Source organism: Streptomyces canus (assembly GCF_001514145.1).
Classification (GTDB): Bacteria; Actinomycetota; Actinomycetes; order Streptomycetales; family Streptomycetaceae; genus Streptomyces; species Streptomyces canus.
In genome coordinates this window covers 481327-500792 of the sequence record NZ_KQ948658.1, presented here as the reverse complement: position 1 = coordinate 500792, position 19466 = coordinate 481327, and the positions used below count along the sequence as shown (strand labels likewise).

The 19466-nt window shown below is 69.2% G+C and carries 17 protein-coding genes, 3 tRNA genes and 2 pseudogenes; 7 read left to right on the top strand and 15 right to left on the bottom strand.

Features of this window, described 5'->3' with window-relative positions:
* Positions 1 to 10 precede the first annotated feature (10 nt).
* The 8 genes from AQJ46_RS11690 to AQJ46_RS11655 all read right to left on the bottom strand — a co-directional run bounded on the left by AQJ46_RS11690 (position 11) and on the right by AQJ46_RS11655 (position 8616).
* On the bottom strand, positions 11 to 1450 hold the full coding sequence (locus AQJ46_RS11690) for an NAD-dependent succinate-semialdehyde dehydrogenase (RefSeq protein WP_059205486.1): 1440 nt from the start codon (positions 1448 to 1450) through the stop codon (positions 11 to 13).
* Positions 1447 to 2634 carry a CaiB/BaiF CoA transferase family protein gene (locus AQJ46_RS11685; RefSeq protein WP_059205485.1) on the bottom strand — a complete coding sequence of 396 codons (1188 nt, stop codon included), beginning with the start codon at positions 2632 to 2634 and terminating at the stop codon, positions 1447 to 1449. The genes AQJ46_RS11690 and AQJ46_RS11685 overlap by 4 nt, the downstream gene beginning before the upstream one ends.
* On the bottom strand, positions 2627 to 3637 hold the full coding sequence (locus AQJ46_RS11680) for a hotdog family protein (RefSeq protein WP_059205484.1): 1011 nt from the start codon (positions 3635 to 3637) through the stop codon (positions 2627 to 2629). The genes AQJ46_RS11685 and AQJ46_RS11680 overlap by 8 nt, the downstream gene beginning before the upstream one ends.
* Positions 3634 to 4458 (bottom strand): HpcH/HpaI aldolase/citrate lyase family protein, encoded by an 825-nt coding sequence (locus AQJ46_RS11675; protein ID WP_059205483.1) that lies wholly within the window; start codon positions 4456 to 4458, stop codon positions 3634 to 3636. The genes AQJ46_RS11680 and AQJ46_RS11675 overlap by 4 nt, the downstream gene beginning before the upstream one ends.
* A complete protein-coding gene (locus AQJ46_RS11670; protein WP_059205482.1) occupies positions 4455 to 5675 on the bottom strand; it encodes a cytochrome P450 in 1221 nt (406 codons plus the stop codon). The genes AQJ46_RS11675 and AQJ46_RS11670 overlap by 4 nt, the downstream gene beginning before the upstream one ends.
* Positions 5676 to 5696: 21 nt before the next feature.
* On the bottom strand, positions 5697 to 6677 hold the full coding sequence (locus AQJ46_RS11665; protein ID WP_059205839.1) for a PDR/VanB family oxidoreductase: 981 nt from the start codon (positions 6675 to 6677) through the stop codon (positions 5697 to 5699).
* 207 nt (positions 6678 to 6884) lie between these two features.
* Complete coding sequence (locus AQJ46_RS11660) at positions 6885 to 7664, bottom strand: maleylpyruvate isomerase N-terminal domain-containing protein (protein ID WP_159064014.1); 780 nt, start codon at positions 7662 to 7664, stop codon at positions 6885 to 6887.
* Positions 7665 to 7836: 172 nt separating this feature from the next.
* The gene (locus tag AQJ46_RS11655; RefSeq protein ID WP_059205480.1) at positions 7837 to 8616 is read right to left on the bottom strand and encodes a coniferyl-alcohol dehydrogenase; all 780 of its coding nucleotides are present in this window, start codon (positions 8614 to 8616) and stop codon (positions 7837 to 7839) included.
* A gap of 288 nt (positions 8617 to 8904) precedes the next feature.
* Between AQJ46_RS11655 and AQJ46_RS11650 the strand changes: the two genes are divergently transcribed.
* Positions 8905 to 9219, top strand: coding sequence for a DMT family transporter (locus tag AQJ46_RS11650; protein WP_059205479.1), 315 nt, complete (start codon positions 8905 to 8907; stop codon positions 9217 to 9219).
* A 270-nt stretch (positions 9220 to 9489) separates the two neighbouring features.
* On the opposite strand, the gene AQJ46_RS55405 is transcribed toward AQJ46_RS11650, so the two are convergent.
* Positions 9490 to 9642, bottom strand: a complete 153-nt coding sequence (locus tag AQJ46_RS55405) for a hypothetical protein (protein ID WP_159064013.1) — start codon at positions 9640 to 9642, stop codon at positions 9490 to 9492.
* A 12-nt stretch (positions 9643 to 9654) separates the two neighbouring features.
* Between AQJ46_RS55405 and AQJ46_RS52040 the strand changes: the two are divergent.
* Together AQJ46_RS52040 and AQJ46_RS52035 are read left to right on the top strand one after the other, a co-directional pair.
* Positions 9655 to 9873: pseudogene (locus AQJ46_RS52040) on the top strand (oligopeptide/dipeptide ABC transporter ATP-binding protein); the annotation flags it as partial.
* Positions 9866 to 10512: pseudogene (locus AQJ46_RS52035) on the top strand (ABC transporter ATP-binding protein); the annotation flags it as partial. The pseudogenes AQJ46_RS52040 and AQJ46_RS52035, both read left to right, overlap by 8 nt.
* A 121-nt stretch (positions 10513 to 10633) precedes the next feature.
* Here the strand turns inward: AQJ46_RS52035 and AQJ46_RS11635 are convergent.
* The 5 genes from AQJ46_RS11635 to AQJ46_RS11615 form a co-directional block, all read right to left on the bottom strand.
* Positions 10634 to 11032: a PIN domain-containing protein gene (locus AQJ46_RS11635; protein ID WP_059205476.1), complete on the bottom strand. Its 399-nt coding sequence runs from the start codon at positions 11030 to 11032 to the stop codon at positions 10634 to 10636.
* Complete coding sequence (locus AQJ46_RS11630; RefSeq protein ID WP_059205475.1) at positions 11020 to 11271, bottom strand: type II toxin-antitoxin system Phd/YefM family antitoxin; 252 nt, start codon at positions 11269 to 11271, stop codon at positions 11020 to 11022. The genes AQJ46_RS11635 and AQJ46_RS11630 overlap by 13 nt, the downstream gene beginning before the upstream one ends.
* A 442-nt stretch (positions 11272 to 11713) precedes the next feature.
* A tRNA-Ile gene (locus AQJ46_RS11625) sits at positions 11714 to 11787 on the bottom strand.
* A 168-nt stretch (positions 11788 to 11955) separates the two neighbouring features.
* Positions 11956 to 12028: transfer RNA gene (locus AQJ46_RS11620), tRNA-Asn, on the bottom strand.
* Between the two features lie 6 nt (positions 12029 to 12034).
* A tRNA-Asn gene (locus tag AQJ46_RS11615) sits at positions 12035 to 12107 on the bottom strand.
* A gap of 155 nt (positions 12108 to 12262) precedes the next feature.
* Between AQJ46_RS11615 and AQJ46_RS11610 the strand changes: the two genes are divergently transcribed.
* The 4 genes from AQJ46_RS11610 to AQJ46_RS11595 all read left to right on the top strand — a co-directional run bounded on the left by AQJ46_RS11610 (position 12263) and on the right by AQJ46_RS11595 (position 17982).
* Positions 12263 to 12568, top strand: coding sequence for a hypothetical protein (locus AQJ46_RS11610; protein WP_057615653.1), 306 nt, complete (start codon positions 12263 to 12265; stop codon positions 12566 to 12568).
* 140 nt (positions 12569 to 12708) lie between these two features.
* The gene (locus AQJ46_RS11605) at positions 12709 to 14151 is read left to right on the top strand and encodes a xylulokinase (protein ID WP_208616915.1); all 1443 of its coding nucleotides are present in this window, start codon (positions 12709 to 12711) and stop codon (positions 14149 to 14151) included.
* Positions 14152 to 14320: 169 nt separating this feature from the next.
* Positions 14321 to 16054 (top strand): ABC transporter ATP-binding protein, encoded by a 1734-nt coding sequence (locus tag AQJ46_RS11600; RefSeq protein WP_059205473.1) that lies wholly within the window; start codon positions 14321 to 14323, stop codon positions 16052 to 16054.
* The gene (locus AQJ46_RS11595) at positions 16054 to 17982 is read left to right on the top strand and encodes an ABC transporter ATP-binding protein (protein ID WP_057615656.1); all 1929 of its coding nucleotides are present in this window, start codon (positions 16054 to 16056) and stop codon (positions 17980 to 17982) included. The genes AQJ46_RS11600 and AQJ46_RS11595 overlap by 1 nt, the downstream gene beginning before the upstream one ends.
* Before the next feature lie 86 nt (positions 17983 to 18068).
* Here the strand turns inward: AQJ46_RS11595 and AQJ46_RS11590 are convergent, their stop codons facing one another.
* The gene (locus tag AQJ46_RS11590) at positions 18069 to 19358 is read right to left on the bottom strand and encodes an RNA polymerase sigma factor (protein ID WP_059205472.1); all 1290 of its coding nucleotides are present in this window, start codon (positions 19356 to 19358) and stop codon (positions 18069 to 18071) included.
* Between the last annotated feature and the right edge of the window lie 108 nt (positions 19359 to 19466).

Genomic DNA, 19466 nt, shown 5'->3' with positions numbered 1-19466 from the left:
GGTGCGGACGTCACCACTGGGTGGCGATGTACTTGGTCTCGAGGAACTCGTGGATGCCGTGCCGTCCGCCCTCGCGGCCGATGCCGCTCTGCTTGACGCCGCCGAACGGCGCGGCGGGGTCGGAGAACACGCCGGTGTTCAGGCCGACCATGCCGGACTCCAGTTGTTCGGCCACGCTCAGACCGCGCCGCAGGTCCTGCGTGAAGACGTAGGACCCCAGGCCCATTTCGGTGCCGTTGGCCATCTCGATCACGGCGTCGTCGGAGTCGAAGGAGACCACCGGCGCGACGGGCCCGAACAGCTCGTGGTCGAGCACGGGGGCGGTGGGCGGGACGTCGTCGATCAGGGTGGGCGAGAAGTAGTAACCCCTCTCCTTGAGGGGGCTGCCGCCCAGCACCACCCTGCCGCCGGAGTCGACGGCCGACTGGACCGCCTCGGTGAGGGAGTCACGCGCGGAAGCCGAGGCCATCGGGCCGACCTGCACCGACCGCACATGGCCAGGGCCCACCTCGAGTTCGGCCAGGCCCTTGGCCAGCCGGGAGACGAACTCGTCGTGCACGGAGGCGTGGACGTAGAACCGGTTGGCGGCGGTGCACGCCTCGGCGTTGTGCCGCATCTTGGCCACCAGCGCGCCGGAGACGGCCGCGTCCAGGTCGGCGTCGGAGAAGACGATGAACGGGGCGTTGCCCCCCAGTTCCATCGACGTCTTCAGCACCCGCTCGGCGGCCTGGCCGAGGAGGGCACTGCCTACGCGGGTGGAGCCGGTGAAGGACAGGGCGCGTACCGGCCCGCGGGCGACGAGCTCGGCGGTGAGGGAGACGTCGCGGGCCGTGGGTACCACGTTGACCACTCCGGCGGGGACGCCCGCCTCGGTGAGCAGGCGGGCCAGGTACAGCGAGGTCAGTGGCGTCTGTCGGGACGGTTTGACGACGACCGTGCAGCCGGCGGCCAGCGCCGGCGCGACCTTCCGCGTGATCATCGCGGCGGGCAGGTTCCACGGGGTCAGCAGCAGGGACACCCCGACCGGCTGGGAGATCTCGATGATCCGCCGCTCGCCGGAAGGCGCCATCCCGAGGTGGCCCGGAATGCGGACGGCTTCCTCGCTGTACCAGCGGAAGAACTCGGCCGCGTAGGCGACCTCGGCCTCGGCGTCCGTGCGCGCCTTGCCGTTCTCGGCGGTGATCAGAGCGGCGAGTTCGTTCTTCGCCGCGATGATGAGTTCGAAGGCACGGCGCAGAATCTCGGCTCGCTCCCGCGGCGCGCGTCGGCTCCACTCGGGCAGCGCGGCGGCAGCGGCCGCGGCCGCGTCCTTGCCGTCCTCGACGGTGGCGTCCGCCACGCTCGTGAGGATCTGCTCGGTGGCGGGGTCCTCCACGGGGAACGTGCCGCCGTCCGCGGCGGGACGGAAGGCGCCGTCGATGAACAGCTCGGTGGGGGCGGAGGGGATCACTGGGGCACCTCACTGGAGTTGGGCGTACGGAACTCGTCGTTGTCGGCGCCGAGCCGGGGAACGGGTCCCGGTCGCGCGCCCCGGCCGTCGAACAGCAGGGGCAGGCGCGGCAGGCTGAGTGCGGTGCCGTCGGTACGCCGGGCCCGCTCGTCGTCGATCGGCGCGAACAGGCCGCGGTGGGCCAGCTGTTCGCAGGCCCGGACGTCGGCGATGGTCTGCACGAGGCCGGCCGGCTGCCCCGTCTCACGCAACGCGGCGACCGCCTCGTGACGATCCTTGTCCTTGGCCCACTCCTCCAGGAGCGGCACGATCCGGCCCGCCATGTGCTCGGCACGCTTGAGGGTGGTGTCCAGCTCCGGGTCGCTCTCCAGCTCGGGGCGGCCCAGCGCGGCGCAACAACGGCGCCACATCTCCTCGGTCGGGATCACGATGGACACCCAGCCTCCGTCGCCGGCCCGGAACGCGCCGACGGGGCTGAACCGGTCGATGCCCCGGGTGGGGATCTCGCCGGTGTACTCGTGCAAGGTCAGCGGGCGTTCCAGGAAGGCCGCGCCGATGTCGTACATGGCGGCGTCCACGTGGGAGCCGTGGCCGGTGGCGGCCCTGCCCACGAGCGCGGTGAGGATGCCGATGGTGGCGTAGATGCCCGCCATCAGGTCCATGGTCCCCATGGGCGCCAGGCCGGGCGGGCCGTCCTGCTCACCGATGAGGCTGGACAGGCCGCTCATGCCCTGGATGACGGAGTCGAACGCGGGCCACTTCGCGTAGGGGCCGCCGTTGGTCCCGAATCCGGAGATCTCGCAGATCACCAGGCGAGGGAAGCGTTGGCGCAGGTCCTCGGGGGCGAGGCCCTGCCGTTCCAGAGAGCCGGGCCGCAGGTTGCTGACCAGGACGTCGGCTGTCGCGAGGAGTTCCTCGAAGGTCCGGCGGTCGTCGTCGGTGGACAGGTTCAGCTCGACGGACTTCTTGCCTCGGTTGTAGGAGGCGAAGCCGCCGCTGATGTAGTCGTCGTCGGGCCCGACCTTGGGGTCGTACCAGCGGCGCGGGTCGCCGGTGGTGGGGCGCTCCACCTTGATGATCTCGGCGCCGGCGTCGGCGAGCAGCTGGGTGCAGTAGGGCGCGGCGATGTACTGCTCCAGCGAGACGACACGGATGCCGTCGAGGAGTTCGAGGCCGTCAGCCATGGTCTTCTCCGATCGTTCCGGCAACCAGTGCCACGGGGCGGAAGTCGAGGACCTCGACCGGTTCGCTTCCCGGCCTGCGGGCCTGTCCGCGGATGCGGAAAGCGACCAGGGCCCCGCTGTCGACGGGCAGCGCCTCCTCACAGGTGATGTGGAAGGAGAGCAGGTCGTCCTCGAAGGACGGGGCCAGGTGATCGCACGAGCGCCAGCCCACGACGGCGGCCAGACCGGGCACGAGCCGGGACAAGGACGCCTGGGCTAGCGCGACGACGTGTCCGCCGTAGACCAGGCGACGCCCCTGCTGGCCGCGTGCCGGGTCGCGGTGGGCGGCGGCCTGGTTCTGGGTCAGCCGGACCAGGTCCAGGGCGCCGCTGATGGAGTCGCGCAGCGGATCGCCTGCCTGCCAGCCGGCTTCGGGCAGCGGGGCGGTGGAGAGGCGGGCGAGGTCCCAGCCCTTCGGTACGGCCGGCAGCAGTTCCGTCAGGCTGCGGCCGGAGTCGGCGTTGCCGATGTCCCCGGCCTCGATCAGGTGGTTCTGGCTCCGGACGGGCAGGAGGGCCAGGCGTTCCAGCGAGGCGACCAGTTCGCCGTGCTGGTCACGTGTCTCGATCGCCAGCAACACCTTTGCCCGGCGGCCCTTGCCGTTGTCGCGGGTGAAGGCGCGGGCGACGGGGGTGACGGTCGAGGTCAGTGTCGTGCCCACCGGGATCTGCTGATGCACGGTCACGTCGCGGTAGAACAGGTTGGCGATGACGATCCTGGTGGCGACGGTGGACTGACCGATGGCGACCTGGAGGGCGAGCGCGGAGTTCACCACACGTGCCGCACGGCCGGTGGTGGCGTGTGACAGCGGAAGGCTCAGGGCCAAGCGGGCGGGGTCGCCGCTGATCGCCTGGTACTGGGCGGCCAGGCCCTCGTCGATGGTGATGGCCGGGGCAGCGGGCAGCGGCTCACCGATGGTGAAGTCGTCGCCGTAGGGGCCGTCGAGGTAGGGGGAAGTGCTCATCGGTCTGTCTCCGCGAGGATGTGCTGGGCCCGGTCGATGACAGGCCGGTCGACCATCGCTCCGGCCACCTTGATCGCGCCGGTGGCCGGGGTCTCCCGTACGGCGTCGACGACCTGGCGTGCCCAGGCGGCCATGTCCGGGGTGGGGCCGAACGCGGTGGTGACGGCGTCGAGTTGGGCGGGGTGGACGCACAGCTTGCCGGTGAAGCCCAGCGCCGCCTGCAGCGTGCAGTCCGCGTGAAGCTGCTGGGGGTCGCCTACGGCTGCCGTGGGCCCGGCGATCGAGGCAATGGCGGCGCCGGCGGCGCTGTTGACGATGCGGGCCTGCGCCCAGGTGGTGTCCTGCGCGTGCAGGCCCCCGCTGCGGGCGAGTTCGCTTCGGTAGTCCAGCTCGCCGAACATCAGGGCTCGCACCGACGGATGGGCCGCGACGTCCCAGGCATGCTCGACGCCGTCGGCGGTCTCGATCAGCGCCACCAGAGGCAGCTCGCACCGGCCGGCCAGGATGTCCACGGTTGCCGGGGTGGCCTTGGGCAGCACCAGCGCGTCGATGTGTTCGGCCACATCCTTGATCGCGGCGAGGTCCGCATCCAGGTGGGGTGAGGAGGCGGCGTTGACGCGCAGCCACAGTCCGCGCGGCGCGGCGGCCAGCCCCTCTGCCGCCTGGACGAACAACTCTCGGGCGACGGCCTTGGCGGTCTCGGCGACTCCGTCTTCGAGGTCGACCATCAGCGCGGAGGCCGTCGCCTGCCGCGCCTTGTCGAGGAACCGCTCGGAGGAGGCGGGAACCGCCAGCACGGTACGAGTGAAGGGAGTCGTCATGCCGGGGTGTACCTCACCGGGAGAGCGGCCAGCCCGTTGACGAAGTTGGAGTGCAGCCGCTCGGGCTCACCGCTGACCTCGATGTCGGGCAGCCGGGCGAAGAGCTCCTCGAAGAAGATGGTCATCTCCTTGCGGGCGAGCACCGCCCCCAGACAGAAGTGCGGACCGCCGCCGCCGAAGGCCACATGCCGCTCTTCGGCGCGGGCGAAGTCGAGTTCCCCTGCCCGCTCGATGACGCTCTCGTCGCGGTTGGCCGACGTGTACCACATCACAACCTTGTCGCCCTTGGCGATGGGCTGGCCGGCGAGCTCCGTGTCGCGAGTGGCGGTGCGGCGGAAGTAGCGCACCGGCGTGACCCAGCGGACGATCTCCTCGACAGCGCGCGGCGCCAGCTGCTGGAAGTCGCTCTGCCAACGGCGCCGCTGCTCGGGGTGGAGGGACAGCGCGTACATGCCCTGCCCGATGCTGGTCGCGGTGGTCTCGATGCCGGCAGTCGCCAGCAGGGCGAAGAAGACGGCGATCTCGTGGTCGCTCATGTGCCGGCCGTCGACCTGTGCGGTCAGTAGCTTGCGCAGGAACGACGCGGAGTCGGAGACCTGCTCGCGGGCCAACGCCACCAGGCTCTCGGCGTAGGCGATGATCTCCAGCATGGCGTTGTACGCCTCGGCTGTGCCGTACGCGGACAGCGCGGTTCCGGTGAGGGCCACGAGGCGCGCGCGGTCGTCCACCGGGACGCCGAGCAGCTCGCAGATGATCTGCGCCGGGAAGTCACCGACCATGTCCTGCATGAAGTCGCACCCGTCCTGTGCCGCGACTCGGTCGATACATCGGCGGGCGTGCAGGCGGATGGTGTCGCCGAGGGCTTCCACCGTCCGCGGGGTCAGGACCCGGTTGACGATGGCCCGGTGGTGGGCGTGCGCGGCACCGCTCATGTTGAGCATGCCGCCGAAGATGTGGACCATCTCCGGTGTCATGTCGACGATCTCGGTGCCGTGGTCGGAGGTGAAGGTCTCCTGGTCGCGGCTGACCTCGACCACGTCCTCGAAGCGCACGACCGACCAGAAGCCGCGGCCCCCCTCGGGGAACCAGTCGGACGGCGGCTCTTCGTGCCAGTGCACGGCCTTTTCGCGGCGCATCTCGGCGAACGCGGCTTCGATGTCTTTCTGCAGCCAGAACTCCGGCAGGGCCGGGTTGTGGGCCTGAGTCTTGTCAACCATGGGTGCGGCCTGTTCCAGGGGTCAGAGGTCGAGGGTGAGCTTGCGGGACAGGCAACGGCCGACGCAGATCATCATCGTCTCGTTGCTGTCCCGTTCTTCGGGGGTGAGTACCTGGTCCCGGTGATCGGGGGTGCCGTCCAGGACGCCGGTCTCACAGGAGCCGCAGTAGCCCTCCTCGCAGGAGAAGGGAACCTGCGGCACTACCTCTCGTACGACGTCGATCAGACGCCGGTCGACCGGGACGGTCAGGGTGCGACCCGAGCGGGCCAGTTCGACCTCGAACTCGGTGTTGGTCCCCGACTCGGCATCGTCGGCGTCCTGCGGCTTGGCTCCGAACCGCTCCAGGTGCAGCGCCCCCGGCGGCAGCAGCAGCTCGCTGAGGGTCTCGGCCGCCTGCAGCATCGGCTCGGGGCCGCACGCGTACACCGCGGTCCCCTCGGGTGCGCCGGTGAACGCGGCAGCGAAGTCCGGGTGTCCCTGCTCGTCCTGTGCCACCAGCACCACGTCGCCCTGGGAAAGCGCGGCCAGTTCGATGAGTTCGTCGGTGTAAGCCATGGACGTGCGGGTCCGGCCTCCGTAGAGCAGCCTCCAGGGAGTGCCGGTTGCGGCGGCTTCCCGGACCATCGCCAGGATGGGAGTGACCCCGATGCCTCCCGCGAGGAAGAGGTAGCGTTCGGCCGGGGCCAGCCGGAAGTGATTACGAGGCCCACGGATACCGGCCGTCGTGCCTTCGGTCAGCCGGTCGTGTACTTCCGCCGAACCACCGCGGCCTTCGGGCTCGCGGAGCACGGCGATCGTGTACTCCAGGGGCCGTTCCGGATGCCCGCACAGGGAGTACTGCCGGATGGTGCCGGAGGGAAGGACGATGTCGATGTGGGCGCCTGGCTCCCAGTCCGCAAGAGGACCGTCAGCGGGATGAGCAGCGGCGAGGGTCAGTTCCACGACGCCTTCCGCCACCTCACGGCGCCGGGTGATCGTGACCTGCTGCTCCTCGGCCGACACCACCTGCTCGCGAGGAAAGTCCTGTCCCGCCGCAGCTGTGTTTGCCCGGTCTGTCTGAGTGCTCATGAGCCGTGCCTCACTCTCCTTCGTGTACCTCTCGGCGCTACGGCCGTCGTGCTCGCGCTCCCGCCTTGTCTGGGGCGCGTTGACCGGGAATCGGCGAAGCGCGGATGGGGTGTGCGCGAGTCCGAAACCGCTGCGGCGACCTCAGAAGACGTGCAGGGCGTCCAGAACATCGGTCGCCAGCCTTTCGTCGCCTCTGATGTCGAGATCCGCCTCCCGCCAGGGCTGCCGGCGCGTTCCCCACAGGTGGAAGGAGTCGGCGGATGCGGTGATCTGGGCTTCCGACGCCGAAGACGCTCCCTGCTCGACGGAGATCCGTTTCCCTGCGGCCGCGGGCACGAGGGACCAGCTCCCGCCCCCGGGCCCGCTCAGCGACAGGACCACAGGGCGCGTCAATGAGGCAGCCAGTCGCGAGGGGGACATCTGCGGCAGCCCGGCAAGCAACCACGTCAGGCTGGCCGACATCACCGTCTCGTCTGCCGTGACCTCCAGGGCCTCAACGGTCCCTCGTGGCGCGGCGAGATCGTGGCGGAGATGGCAGTAGTGATCGAATGCGAGCGAGTCTGCGATCAGGTGAGCCGGGTAAAGCCCCGCATCATCGAAGTCGACCACGGCGGACGCGGCCGGCTCGTTCTGCATCTCAGCGAGAGCGTCCAGGGCCGGCCGGAGCAGCCGGGCGTAGTTCTCGAGTGTGTGACCGGGCTGTTCGCTTCGGAAAGCGGCGACCGCCACATCGTTGCTGCGCTCGATACTGCCGGGGAACGGAGCAGGCAGCGAGGCCGGATCGGCGATCTCCCGCAGAGTGCACACGAGGTGCACCAGCAGATCGTGATTGCTCCAGCCCGGGCATGCGCTGGGCTGCGCCCAGCCGCTGCCGTCGAGAATTCCGCCGAGCGCGAGAACGGATCGGGACAAGCGTTCCAACGCACTGACCCCATGAGATGTCATGGTTCCTCTCCCGACATCGGCTGTCTTCGCACTGTCTTCGCCTGCTCTTGCGCACAGGCCGTCACTTCCGGCGAGCGCCACGGGCCTGCACGCGGCAGGTGCCACTGCGGCCTGACCTGATACCGGCACCCAAACGGTCAGCCGCCGGTCAGACCGGCAGGGACTGACCCAGCTCGAACGCCATCTCCGCACCTGCGTCGACGACGACGTCCGTACCGTTGATCCAGCTGGATTCGGGCCCGGCAAGGAAGCCGACGACCGAGGCGATCTCCTCCGGGCGTCCGTTGCGGCCCCCGGCCAGCGCGGTCAGGGGGTCGAGCTCCTCGTGGCCCATCGAGTCGTAGAACTCGGGTAGGAGCGGGGTTTCCACCGGCCCCGGGCTCACCGTGTTGAGGCGCACATGGCCGCGGTATCGCTGGGCCGCGTAGGAAGTCCACACGATGAGGGCTTCTTTGCTGCGGGTGTAGGCGTCCTTGCCGTTCGTCAGGGCCTCGCTACCGGCCTGCACTCCCGCCTCGAAGGTCGGCGCCTGCACGAGCCGCGTGACTTCTTCGAGGTGGTCGCGCCAGTACCAGCCCGCGGTGGAAGCCACACTGACCACGGCACCCCCGGCGTTCATCCTGGGCGCAAGCCGGTCCGTGAGGTGCCGAAGCCCGAAGAAGTTCACACCCAGGACCAGCGGAACCGGCGAGGTCCCCGAGACTCCTGCGACATTGCACAGCACATCCACCGGCCGGCGGAGAGCTTCGACAGCGGCATCGATCGAGGAACAGTCGTTCAGGTCGGTCTCGATGTACTGAGCCGTGGCGCTGCCCGGCTTGCGGTCGAGCACGAAGATCTCGTCCCCCTGCGCCGAGAAACGCCGGACGACGGCGTCGCCTATCCCGGACGCCCCACCAGTGACCACCACGGTGCGAGACCTGGCCATCTTCGGTTCCCTTCGAACACCTGCGGGCTGTTGCCGCATGACCATCGCCAGGGCAACTTCGGATGCACTCACGATGACACGGAGACCCACCCAAGACAAGGGAAACTTTCAAAAAGATGAACCCCAAGGAGGTTCATTTGCATTCATCGGGCTAGTGAGCACCATTTATGTTCATCTCGAACTTGCTAACGCTTGTCCCGCGTGGAAGCCTTGCGCACAGGGCTCAACAGGCACCTGGACGAGGTGCTCCGTACCCCAGTCATGACAAGCCGCCGCAGGGAGAAGGACATGGCCTGGATCGTTCTGGTGATCTCGGGAGTGCTGGAAGCCGTATGGGCCACGGCACTGGGTAAGTCGGAGGGCTTCAGTCGACCGGTACCGACCACTGTCTTCGTGGTCGGCTTGGTGCTCAGCATGATCGGCCTGGCCTACGCGCTGCATTCAGTGCCGGTGGGCACGGGGTACGCCGTGTGGGTGGGCATCGGCGCGGTACTGACCGCGACATACGCGATGGCCTTCGACGGGGAGCCCGTCAATCTGATGAAGGTCCTCCTGCTCACCGGCATCATCGGATGCGTGGCCGGCTTGAAGCTGGCGCACTGATCGAGCTCCCGGGGTGCGCTCTCTCGACCGCCGGCCTCGGGGGCCGGGCGACGAGGGGGCCCGCAAATGCATCGCAGGGTGTAGATGTGAACGCGCCGGCAGCTTTGGCGCCGAGCGAGCGGCAGGAACCACCCATCTCGCCCGAACCGGAAGCCGTGGTCCACCTGCTGGCCTTCAGCGTCGCCCTCTTCCTCCTCGCCAAGACCCCTCTCCCGGAATCACCAAGTCCCGCGAGAACGCCGTAGGACCGTCGAGGACGGCGTCAACCGGTCACAGTCGGCGCGCGCCGAGACCGAAGATGTTCTGACGCACCATGAGAACCTGCTCGACGAGGCTCACCGAGAGCGCACGCTGCTCCAGCAGGAGGCCGTCGAGCAGAGTTTCGTGATCATCGCCGAGATGCAGGCCGAGGGTCTGCGCCAAAGGCGGCCCCTCGGCCCTCGCCACCCCTGCAGGCGCGGCCTCCTCCAGGCCCTCCCCGCCCGAGACTTCACCCCCATCCCCGGCATGCTCCCGGAACTCGGCGACCTCCCCGATGGCTGCGCGTTCGCACCGCGCTGCGAGCGGGCGACCGACGCGTGCACCGCGCTGCCGTCCCTGACGAGCAACGTCGCCTGCCACCACCCGCACGTCCCTGAGGACGCCCATGCTTGAACTGCGCGCCATCACCGCCGGATACGACCACCGCACCCCCGTGGTCCGGGACGCCACTCTGACAGTCCAACCGGGCGAAGCCGTCGGCCTCCTCGGCCCCAACGGCTGCGGGAGTCGACCCTGGCCCGGGTCGCCGCGCTCCTGCACCGCCCGGACTCCGAGATCGTGGTCCGCGACGGCAGCGCGGTCCGGCACTGGCGCCACCGTGCCCCGCGTGAGCAACGCACCGCTTTCGGCGTCGTCTTCCCGCGGCCCAGGCTGTCCGCGGATCCTCGACTGCGACTCAGGCACCTGATGGCCGGGCTCCTGCGTGCCACCGGCCGCCGCGACTCGGCCACCGAGCGGGTCCCCGAGCTCGCCACCACCGTCGGCCTCACCCCCGACCTACTGGGCAGACGTCCCCACGAAGTCAGCGACGGTCAACTCCAACGCGCCTGCCTCGCCCGCGCCCTCGTCCTGCGGCCCCGCTGGCTGATCTGCGACGAAATGACGGCGATGCGCGACGCGTCGACAACTGCCGTGCTGGTCGACGTGGTTGAGGACTACCGGCGAACCACCGGCGCGGGGCTGCTCGCCGTAGGACATGACCGTACGCTCCTGAACCGCTGGTGTGATCGCACGCTCCACTGGGAGACACTCGGCGCGGTGAGCAGCACCCGACCAAAAAGTCGCGCGTATTGGCCTTGCGGACCGACATTCCTGCCCGACGTCCCCTGCCCGGAACGGCGTCGAAAACCCTCAGCTGCCTGCCAACGGCCTATCACACCTGACGTACCCGAACGCCGGGAAGGTCGTCGAAGCGGGCCCGCTTGTCGTAGGTGACCACCGTGCGCGCGGTGGTCAGCGCGGTGGCCGCGATGATCAGGTCATGGGCACCTCGGGGCTGGCCGGCTCTGCGGACGTGGGCGAGCAGCCGTGCGTGCGCGCGGGCCACGTCCACGGTGTATTCCTCGACCGGGATGGTGGCGAGGACGGTGTCGACGAAGGACTGGCGGGCGACCCGGTTGGTGTCGTCCGCCAGTTCCACGCCCTGGAGCAGTTCCGCCGCCGTGATGGCGGCGATCGCTGGATCGTCGTCGTCGGCCAGCGCCTGGTCGAGGGAGATCTTCCGGCGCTCGATCGCGATCAGCACGCCGGTGTCCAGGATCAGTCGCTCCACGGATCGTCCAGCGTCAACAGATCACGTGTGGCGGTCACGTCGTCCTCGAAGGCGTCGTCGAGCGTGCCGACATGAGGCAGGAGAGCGTCCTTCACAGCCCGCCCCGTGGCCTTGGGTGCGGGAGCGAGCACGGCCAGACGCTTGCCTCCGCGGGTGATCACGATGGTTTCCCCGCGTTCCGCACTGTCCAGCACGGAGGCGAAGTTCCGTGACGCTTCGGTAGCGGTCATCGTCTTCATGACCTGATTTTCTCAGAGAATCTGATACCCGACAAGACATGTGGTGAACCGGCAGGGCTCCGGGCCGGCGAGCGATCGCCCCCGGGGGCCGTTTTCAGTACGGCCGTTATCCCAGCAATCACCTCGGCCACCGCACCCTCGGACGGACGACCGCACCCACACGCCGCCCAGAACAGCGGGCCGACTCGAAGATCACCAGATGGCACTTGCGATTCCTCGCGTCCAGCCGGCGCCCAGAATCCAGTGCCCAACCAGCCACAGGATCCGTGTATCGCAAGTTCAACCGCTGCGAACTGGAACATCCGTGCAGGTCAGGGGCGCTCGCTCCACCGACACCGGCAACGAGGCCGAACTCACGAGCAGCGGATTCAGTCCGTTCAGGCGAAGTTGACGATCCGACACCCAAAAATGAACGTTTCCGCAGGTCAGAAGCCTGCACAAGTGGGGCGGGTGGGACTCGAACCCACGGCCGACGGATTATGAGTCCGCTGCTCTAACCGGCTGAGCTACCGCCCCATAGCGGCGTGTCGCGTACATGCGTGCGCGCCGTCTGCCGCAGCATAGCCGCTCATACGATCTCCTGCCTCGCAGGGGCGACTTCGCATGCCCTTGAGGACTACGCCGTGACCTGCACGGTTGCGGTGGACATGAAAAAGGACCCCATCGGGGTCCTCCTTCTTCCTGCTCTCCCGACTGGACTCGAACCAGTAACCTGCCGGTTAACAGCCGGCTGCTCTGCCAATTGAGCTACGGAAGATCGAAGCTCCCCCGACTGGACTCGAACCAGTAACCTGCCGGTTAACAGCCGGCTGCTCTGCCAATTGAGCTACGGAGGATCGCCTCGTTGCATCGAACGTACCTCCCTGGGTATTCGCCAGGGGGCGGGCGCTCGCTGCGACACATACATTAGCGCAAGCAGGGGGGTGCTCCGCCAATCGGTTCCTCCGACACCGACATCGCACCGGAGACCTACACAAGAAGGGTGGCCGCCATGCGCTACAAGCTCACGTTCGTGGTCGGACTGACTCTGGGTTACGTGCTGGGCACCCGTGCCGGGCGCGAGCGCTACGAACAGTTGAAGAAGTCCGCCCGCCAGGTGTCCCAGAACCCCGCCGTCCGCAACACCGCGGAGACGGCGGCCCAGCAGGGCCGCCAGTTCGCCGGCAAGGCCTACCACGCGGTCAGCGACAAGGTCGGCGACCGGGTGCCGGAGTCCGTGACCCAGCGGGTGCGTTCGCTCCGGGACCGCAACACGAACGGTGCGCCGGAGGACGACTGGGGCACCAGCAACACGTGAAGCCGACAGTGACGCACACCACCCGCAGACGCGGGGCGTGCCGGTCCGCGGCTCGGCCATGAGGCGCGAGCGGTCCCGGCGGTCCCACGTCGGCGCATCCGTGCGCGCCGTTACGACGCTACGCCCATAGAATTTGCGCCATGGGGATAGTCGCCGGGTTGGACAGCTCACCCGATTTCACTCGCATCGTCGTCTGCGACGCAGACACCGGTGCCGTGCTCAAGCAGGGGTATGCCGCGCACCCGGTGGAAGGCGGCGGCCGCGCATCCGACGTCGATCCCCAGGCGTGGCTCCTCTCCCTCGGTGAAGCCGCCGGCGGCGGTCTCCTCGAGGGCGTGCAGGCCATCGGTGTGTCGTCGCAGCAGAACGCCGTCGTACCCCTCGACGCCCAGGGCAACACCGTCCGTCCCGCCATGGTGGGCGGCGACAAGCGCGCGCAGGTCGCCGCGGCCGACCTCGTCGACGCGCTCGGCGGGCGCGAGGCGTGGGCGCAGGCGGTGGGGTGTGTGCCGCAGGCGCCGCAGCCCGTCACCAAGCTGCGCTGGCTGAACAAGACCGAGCCCGACGCCGCCCTGCGCACCGCCGTGCTCCTCCAGGCGCACGACTGGCTGGTGTGGCAGCTCCTCGGCCGGCCGGTCAGAAGGACCACCGACCGCGGCGGCGCCTCCGGCACCGGCTACTGGTCCGCGGCCACCGGCGCCTACCGCGCCGACCTCGTCGAGCTGGCCCTCGGCCACCAGGCGATGCTCCCCGAGGTGATCGGACCCTCGGACGCGGCCGGTACGACCCCGGAGGGGCTGCTGATCTCCGCGGGGACCGGTGAGACCATGGCCGCCGCCTTCGGCCTCGGGATCGGGCTCGGCGACGCCGTGGTGTCGCTGGGCGCCTCCGGGTCCGTGATGGCCGTGCACCCCGAGGCCCTCGTCGACAACAGCGGGATGATCACCTCCCTGGCCGACGCGACCGGCATGCACCTGCCCGTCGTCACCACCCTGAACGCCGTACGGACCCTGCGCGGGGCCGCCGAGATGCTCGGGCTGAACGACCTGGAAAGCCTGTCCGAGCTGGCGATGAAGTCGACACCGGGCGCCCACGGCCTCGTACTGCTGCCCTATCTGGAAGGTGAGCGGACGCCGAACCTGCCGCACACCGCGGGGACGCTGAGCGGGCTGCGGCGGGAGTCGATGAAGCCGGAGCATCTGGCACGGGCCGCGTTCGAGGGCATGCTGTGCGGGCTCGCCGACGCGCTCGACGTGCTGCGCGGCCGGGGTGTCGAGGTGCGGCGGGTCTTCCTGCTGGGGGCGGCCGCCGAGCTGTCCGCCGTACAGGCCGCCGCGCCCGCGCTGTTCGGCGCGCAGGTCGTCGTGCCGCAGCCCGCGGACTACGCGGCGATCGGTGCCGCCCGGCAGGCGGCCTGGGCGCTCGGGGTCTCGCAGGGCACGCTCGATCCGCGCACCCCGCCGATGTGGCAGGGACCGGCCGCGCAGGTCCTGGAGCCCGGCGAGGAGCTGGCGGTGGGGCAGGCGGTGCGCCAGCAGTACGTGTCGGTGCGGGAGCAGACCTACCCGGGAGCGTTCCGGTAGGCAAGTGGCGGAACGTAAGAGTCCGGTAGGAGTCCCGGCCCGGGAGGACCCGTAAGGCCGTAGGAAGCACTGCTGTCGGCTTAATCGGTTGAGGTAACACGGGTGGGGTGTTCGACGATAGGGGCCAGGGGCAACCACCCGCCCCGTCGCCGACTCCGAGAGACGTAGCGTGCTCATACGACTTCTGCGGACCTATCTCAGGCCCTACAAGAAATCCATCACCATCCTGGTGCTGCTGCAGTTCCTGCAGACCTGCGCCACCCTCTACCTGCCCACGCTGAACGCGGACATCATCGACAACGGTGTCGTGAACGGCGACACCGGCTACATCCTGAGCTTCGGCGCCCTGATGATCGGCATCTCGCTGGTGCAGGTGGTGTGCAACATCGGGGCCGTGTTCTACGGCGCCCGGACCGCGGCCGCGCTCGGCCGGGACCTGCGGGCGGCGGTCTTCGACCGGGTGCAGTCGTTCTCGGCGCGCGAGGTCGGCCAGTTCGGTGCGCCCACGCTGATCACCCGTACGACCAATGACGTTCAGCAGGTCCAGATGCTGGCCCTGATGACGTTCACCCTGCTGGTGTCGGCGCCCATCATGTGCGTGGGCGGCATCGTGCTGGCGCTCGGCCTGGACGTGCCGCTGTCCGGGGTGCTGGTGGCCGTGGTGCCGACGCTGGGCATCTGTGTGACGTTGATCGTACGGCGGCTGCGGCCGCTGTTCCGGTCCATGCAGGTGCGTCTCGACACGGTGAACCGGGTGCTGCGCGAGCAGATCACCGGCAACCGGGTCATCCGGGCGTTCGTGCGCGACACGTACGAGGAGGACCGTTTCCGGAAGGCGAACAGCGACCTGACGGAGATCTCCCTCAAGACCGGCAACCTGCTCGCGCTGATGTTCCCCGTGGTCATGACGACGGTGAACCTGTCCTCCATCGCGGTGGTGTGGTTCGGTGCCCACCGGATCGACAGCGGCGGGATGCAGATCGGTGATCTGACCGCGTTCCTCGCCTATCTGATGCAGATCGTCATGTCCGTGATGATGGCCACCTTCATGTTCATGATGGTGCCGCGCGCGGAGGTGTGCGCCGAGCGCGTCCAGGAGGTCCTCGACACCTCCTCCAGCGTGGTGCCTCCGCCGGCCCCCGTCCGCGAGCTGCGGCGGCACGGGCATCTGGAGATCCGGGGCGCGGGCTTCCGCTACCCGGGCGCCGAGGAGCCGGTGCTCAAGGCGATCGACCTGGTGGCCCGGCCCGGCGAGGTGACCGCCGTGATCGGCTCGACCGGCAGCGGCAAGTCCACGCTGCTCGGGCTCGTCCCCCGGCTGTTCGACGCGACCGACGGCGAGGTACTCGTCGACGGGGTGGCCGTCGCCGAGGTCGACCCCGTGCTGCTGGCCAAGACCGTCGGGCTCGTGCCGCAGAAGCCGTACCTCTTCGCGGGCACGGTCGCCACGAACCTTCGCTACGGCAATCCGGACGCCACGGACGAGGAGTTGTGGCACGCGCTGGAGGTGGCGCAGGCCAAGGACTTCGTCTCCGGGCTGGAGAACGGCCTCGACTCCCCCATCGCGCAGGGCGGCACCAACGTCTCCGGTGGTCAGCGGCAGCGGCTCGCCATCGCGCGCACGCTCGTGCAGCGACCGGAGATCTACCTCTTCGACGACTCCTTCTCCGCCCTCGACTACGCGACCGACGCGGCCCTTCGTGCGGCGCTCGCCGAGGAGACCTCGGAGGCGACCGTCGTGATCGTCGCCCAGCGGGTGGCCACCATCCGCGACGCCGACCGGATCGTCGTCCTCGACGAGGGCCGGGTCGTCGGCACCGGCACCCACCGCGAGCTGATGGCGGACAACGAGACCTACCGGGAGATCGTGCTCTCCCAGCTCACGGAAGCGGAGGCTGCCTGATGGCCGGGCCCATGGGGCGCATGATGGCCGGCACCGGTCCCGAGAACCGGTCGATCGACTTCAAGGTGTCGGGCAGGCGGCTGCTCGCCCAGTTCAAGCCGGAGCGGCTGACCCTCTACGCGATGCTGTTCTGCGTCGTGCTGAGCGTCGGCCTCAACGTGGTCGGGCCGAAGATCCTCGGCCAGGCCACCGACCTGGTCTTCGCGGGCATCATCGGACGGCAGATGCCCTCCGGCGCCAGCAAGGAGGAGGTCCTCGCGTCGATGCGGGAACGCGGCGACGGTCAGGTCGCCGACATGCTCCGCAGCACCGACTTCACGCCCGGCGAGGGCATCGACTTCACCGCCGTAGGACATGTGCTGCTGTTCGCGGTCGGGGTGTTCCTCGTCGCGGGGCTGCTGATGGCGGTGGCGACTCGGCTGGTCAACCGGACCGTCAACCGCACGATGTTCCGGATGCGCGAGGACGTGCAGACGAAGCTGTCGCGGCTGCCTCTGTCGTACTTCGACAAGCGCCAGCGCGGTGAGGTCCTGTCCCGGGCGACGAACGACATCGACAACATCGGGCAGACCCTCCAGCAGTCGATGGGCCAGCTCATCAACTCGCTGCTCACCATCATCGGTGTGCTCGCGATGATGTTCTGGGTGTCCTGGCTGCTGGCCCTGGTCGCGCTGGTCACCGTGCCGCTGTCGTTCGTGGTCGCCACGCGCGTGGGCAAGCGTTCGCAGCCGCACTTCGTGCAGCAGTGGCGCACCACGGGCAAGCTCAACGCCCACATCGAGGAGATGTACACCGGGCACAACCTGGTGAAGGTGTTCGGCCGCCAGGACGAGTCGGCCGCGCAGTTCGCCGAGCAGAACGAGGCGCTGTACGAGGCCGGGTTCAAGGCGCAGTTCAACAGCGGGGTCATGCAGCCGCTGATGATGTTCGTCTCGAACATCAACTACGTGCTGGTGGCGGTCGTGGGCGGGCTGCGGGTCGCGTCCGGCTCGCTGTCCATCGGTGACGTGCAGGCCTTCATCCAGTACTCCCGGCAGTTCTCGATGCCGCTCACGCAGGTCGCGTCGATGGCGAACCTCGTGCAGTCGGGTGTCGCCTCGGCCGAGCGGATCTTCGAACTCCTGGACGCGGAGGAGCAGGAGGCGGACCCGGTGTCGAGCGCGAAGCCCGAGGAACTGCGCGGGCGGGTCGCTCTGGAGCATGTCTCCTTCCGCTACGACCCCGAGAAGCCGCTCATCGAGGACCTCTCGCTCAAGGTCGAACCAGGACACACGGTCGCGATCGTCGGCCCTACGGGTGCGGGCAAGACCACCCTGGTCAACCTCCTCATGCGGTTCTACGACGTCTCGGGCGGCCGGATCACCCTCGACGGCGTGGACATCGCCCGCATGTCCCGGGACGACCTGCGCGCCGGGATCGGGATGGTGCTCCAGGACACCTGGCTGTTCGGGGGCACGATCGCGGAGAACATCGCGTACGGCGCCTCGCGGGAGGTCACTCCGGGCGAGATCGAGGAGGCGGCCCGGGCGGCCCACGCGGACCGGTTCATCCGGACCCTCCCCGACGGCTACGACACCGTGATCGACGACGAGGGCAGCGGGGTGAGCGCGGGTGAGAAGCAGCTCATCACCATCGCCCGGGCGTTCCTGTCGGACCCGGTGATCCTGGTGCTGGACGAGGCGACGTCCTCGGTGGACACCCGCACGGAGGTCCTGATCCAGAAGGCGATGGCCAAACTGGCCCACGGCCGCACGTCGTTCGTGATCGCGCACCGTCTGTCGACCATCCGCGACGCCGACACCATCCTGGTGATGGAGAACGGCTCGATCGTCGAACAGGGCACGCACACGGACCTGTTGACCGCGGACGGAGCGTACGCGCGGCTGTACAAGGCACAGTTCGCGCAGGCGGTGGCCGAGGTGGACTGATCACCGGGGGGGCTGGACCCACCCAGGGGCGCGGGGAACTGCGCGACCAGCCCCCCACGCACCCGCACCCGCACCCGCACCCGGCGTCAATCCAGATAGCCCCTCAGCTGATCCGCAAAAGCGTGATCCCGCAGCTTGTTCAGAGTCTTCGACTCGATCTGCCGTATCCGCTCCCGGGTCACTCCGAAGATGCGGCCGATCTCCTCCAGTGTGCGGGCGCGGCCGTCGGCCAGGCCGTACCGGAGCTGGACGACCTTGCGCTCGCGTTCGCCCAGGGTCGACAGCACCGCCTCCAAGTGCTCCCTGAGGAGCAGGAACGCCGCCGACTCGACCGGCGAGGCGGCGTCGCCGTCCTCGATGAGGTCGCCGAGGGCCACGTCGTCCTCCTCGCCGACCGGCGCGTGCAACGACACCGGTTCCTGGGCCAGGCGCAGGACCTCGCTGACGCGCTCGGGGGCGAGGTCGAGGTGAGCGGCGACCTCTTCCGGGGTCGGTTCGTAGCCGCGTTCCTGGAGCATGCGGCGTTGGACGCGGACGACCCGGTTGATCAACTCGACGACGTGGACCGGGACTCGGATCGTCCGGGCCTGGTCGGCGAGGGCCCGGGACATGGCCTGGCGGATCCACCAGGTGGCATAGGTGGAGAACTTGTAGCCGCGGGCGTAGTCGAACTTCTCGACCGCCCGGATCAGGCCGAGGTTTCCTTCCTGGACCAGGTCGAGCATGGTCAGGCCGCGGCCGACGTACCGTTTCGCGACGGACACGACGAGACGCAGGTTCGCCTCGATGAGGCGGCGCTTGGCCATGCGGCCCAGCACGACCAGGCGGTCCAGGTCGAGCGCCAACTGGCTGTCCAGGTCAGGGGCGTTGCTCAGTTTCTCCTCGGCGAACAGGCCGGCCTCGACCCGGCGGGCGAGGTCGACCTCCTCGGCCGCGGTGAGCAGCGGGATACGGCCGATCTCCCGCAGGTACTGGCGGAACAGGTCCGAGGACGGGCCGCCGGTGTCGACGCGGCCGCGGGGCGGCTCGGGCGGTTCGACCGGCTCGGTCTCCACGCTCTCGAGGGCTTCCGCGGGCGGGGTGTCCGGCTCCGCCTCGGGGTGGTGCGCGACACGGCTCTGCGGGGGCACCGCGACGAGTACGTCGGTCTCGGCGTCCTGCTCTGTCGTGTCGTCCGTACCGTTCTCGGTCTGTGTCAGGGTCTGGGTCTGCACGGGGGCGACCTCCAGGATGATCGCTGCCAAGGAGTGCGGCAGCGGTACTTCGGGGGCGGAGTCGGCGGCCTCGCCGCTGTCCGTCCCGTACGCGATGAGCGGAACCGCGGGGGTATGGGACCCGCTGGGGACGGATCGGCCGCGCTCCGAGGACTCAGGCACCGGAACCCAGTGTGGAGTACGACACATCGCCGCCACGAGGGGCGTGCGGGGACTTTTTGAGTCCGGTCCGTGACCGCCTGGTTACTTTGCCTTACGAGTAGGCGGACC

Bases quoted from the DNA above. Each gene is read 5' to 3' on its own strand.
- AQJ46_RS11670 (WP_059205482.1), bottom strand. From the start codon at position 5,675: ATGGTTGACAAGACTCAGGCCCACAACCCGGCCCTGCCGGAGTTCTGG.
- AQJ46_RS11605 (WP_208616915.1), top strand. From the start codon at position 12,709: ATGGGGATAGTCGCCGGGTTGGACAGCTCACCCGATTTCACTCGCATC.
- AQJ46_RS11680 (WP_059205484.1), bottom strand. From the start codon at position 3,637: ATGAGCACTTCCCCCTACCTCGACGGCCCCTACGGCGACGACTTCACC.
- AQJ46_RS11675 (WP_059205483.1), bottom strand. From the start codon at position 4,458: ATGACGACTCCCTTCACTCGTACCGTGCTGGCGGTTCCCGCCTCCTCC.
- AQJ46_RS11595 (WP_057615656.1), top strand. From the start codon at position 16,054: ATGGCCGGGCCCATGGGGCGCATGATGGCCGGCACCGGTCCCGAGAAC.
- AQJ46_RS11685 (WP_059205485.1), bottom strand. From the start codon at position 2,634: ATGGCTGACGGCCTCGAACTCCTCGACGGCATCCGTGTCGTCTCGCTG.
- AQJ46_RS11630 (WP_059205475.1), bottom strand. From the start codon at position 11,271: ATGAAGACGATGACCGCTACCGAAGCGTCACGGAACTTCGCCTCCGTG.
- AQJ46_RS11610 (WP_057615653.1), top strand. From the start codon at position 12,263: ATGCGCTACAAGCTCACGTTCGTGGTCGGACTGACTCTGGGTTACGTG.
- AQJ46_RS11650 (WP_059205479.1), top strand. From the start codon at position 8,905: ATGGCCTGGATCGTTCTGGTGATCTCGGGAGTGCTGGAAGCCGTATGG.
- AQJ46_RS11655 (WP_059205480.1), bottom strand. From the start codon at position 8,616: ATGGCCAGGTCTCGCACCGTGGTGGTCACTGGTGGGGCGTCCGGGATA.